Source organism: Nonomuraea antri, assembly GCF_013283785.1.
Lineage (GTDB): Bacteria > Actinomycetota > Actinomycetes > Streptosporangiales > Streptosporangiaceae > Nonomuraea > Nonomuraea antri.
In genome coordinates this window covers 1-1,833 of record NZ_JABCPZ010000505.1, presented here as the reverse complement: position 1 = coordinate 1,833, position 1,833 = coordinate 1, and the positions used below count along the sequence as shown (strand labels likewise).

At 71.3% G+C, this 1,833-nt stretch carries 2 protein-coding genes and 1 pseudogene; 2 read left to right on the top strand and 1 reads right to left on the bottom strand.

Annotation, left to right across the window (positions count from 1 at the left end; translation table 11 throughout):
* Positions 1–875: pseudogene (locus HII36_RS54955) on the top strand (serine/threonine protein kinase); the annotation flags it as partial.
* 165 nt (positions 876–1,040) lie between these two features.
* On the opposite strand, the gene HII36_RS54950 reads toward HII36_RS54955, so the two are convergent.
* Positions 1,041–1,466: a YbaB/EbfC family nucleoid-associated protein gene (locus HII36_RS54950; RefSeq protein ID WP_173531345.1), complete on the bottom strand. Its 426-nt coding sequence runs from the start codon at positions 1,464–1,466 to the stop codon at positions 1,041–1,043.
* Positions 1,467–1,589: 123 nt separating this feature from the next.
* Between HII36_RS54950 and HII36_RS54945 the strand changes: the two genes are divergently transcribed.
* Positions 1,590–1,833 (top strand): hypothetical protein (locus tag HII36_RS54945; RefSeq protein WP_173531344.1); only part of this gene is annotated, 244 nt, incomplete at its 3' end.

Here is a 1,833-nt window from a genome sequence, read left to right as displayed (position 1 = left end):
AGCCCACCGAGCCGGTCGTCATGGCCGGCGCCACCTCGACGTCCGGCGCGCAGGCCGCCGCCGAGCCGGGACAGGCCGGGATCCCGCAGCCCGGACAGCCCCAGGACGGTCAGACCCAGCCCGACGTGACGCTGCCCTGGGCCAGCACCACGCCGGAGCCGACCGACATCGGCCCGATGGTGCTGCCCACCGACGGTCCGACGTCGAACCTGTCGGTGCCGGAGTTCAGCTCGCCGCCGCAGCCGATCGCCACCCAGCCGATCGCCACCCAGCCGGTGACCAGGCCGACGGTGACCGTCCAGCCGACGAAGACGGTGACCGAGCAGCCCAAGGAGAAGAAGACCAAGCAGGCCAAGCCCACTCAAAAGGCCACGCCGACGCCCACCCCGACTCCGACCCCGACGCCGACGCGGACTCCGACCCCCACGCCGACGAAGGAGCCCGAGCCGACGCCGACCACCCAGGCGCCCAAGCCGACGACGCAGGCTCCGAAGCCGACCACGCAGGCGCCCAAGCCCACCACCCAGGCGCCGAAGCCGCCGCAGCCGGTCAAGAACCCGTACACGGCGGTGCAGGTGTGCGGGTCGGGGTTCTACGTGCAGCGGCAGCAGGCGTTCTCGGGCGGCGTCACGTACCAGCTCTACAACAGCGGCACGGGCGAGAACTGCGTCGTCACGATGAAGACCGTGGACGTGGGCAAGCGCACCCCGGTCAGCGCCACGCTCGAGGTGCAGAACGGCGGCAGCAGGACCGACAGCGGCAGCTTCGAGTACTACGCGGGGCCGGTCAAGCTGGCCGGCAAGGGCAAGTGCGTGCGCTTCTCGGGCAGTGTCGGTTCTGGCAGCACGAGCGCGGGCTGGGCCAACTGCGGCTGACCGCACGTCCGGTCCAGGGTGACCGCACGGCCAGGCTGATCCGGCGTCCAGGCTGACTGGGCGCCGGCGCCGGTGGATGTGCGTGCGCCCCCTCCCGAACGGTTCGGGAGGGGGCGCGGGGATCGCGCACGCCGCTGCGGTGGCGCGGCGGTCCTGCGGGGTCGGCTAGTCGTTCCAGGCGCGCTGGGTGCGGCGGAGGCGGTCGATGCGGTCGGCGGTCTCCGCGGCGTAGGCGTCCTGGATCTCGGTCAGGTCGCGCTGGAAGGTGGCCAGCAGGTTCTCGTCGCCGGCCGGGGTGAAGCCGAGCAGGTCCTGGGCCTGGCGCTGGTGGGCGTCCTGGGCGGCGCGGACGGCCTCGACCACTTCGCGGCTCAGCTCGTCCGAGCCGAGTCGCATCGCCCTGGGCGCGATGCGCACGTCGACCAGCTTGCTGTCGGCGTCCACGCGGGCGGTCACCGACCCGCTGCGGCTCTCGCCCTCGCCGCTGAGCTGCCGCAGGTCCCGCATCGCCTGGTCGAGTTCGCGCATGGAACGTTCGCCGGCCTGTACGAGGCGGTCGAGCTCGTGGAGGTGGGAGTGGCTGGTGTCCATGGTGCCAGGCCATCGCCGCCGGGTGAACGTTCGCTGATCGGCACCTGACCACCCTCGGAATTGATCATGAAGTCGTCGTTTTATCAGCCATAAAGGCCGTTATTTTCGGAAAAATCCGAGTCTGTGAGTGCACAAGCGGCCCCGGGCGGCCGGAACATCCACGTCACGTCCTCAGCCATCGGCCACCTGCGCGGCCGCGTCGACGACGAGTTGAAGGTGGCGATGGCGTACATCAAGAGCCTGACCGACACCGTCCACGTGGACGCCCCCGGCTTCGGCCTGCTGGGCGGCATGGTGCTCGGCAGCACGTACGAGGGCATGCGCGGGCGCGCGGAAGAGCTGCTCGGCGCGGCCGAGAAGTGCGTGG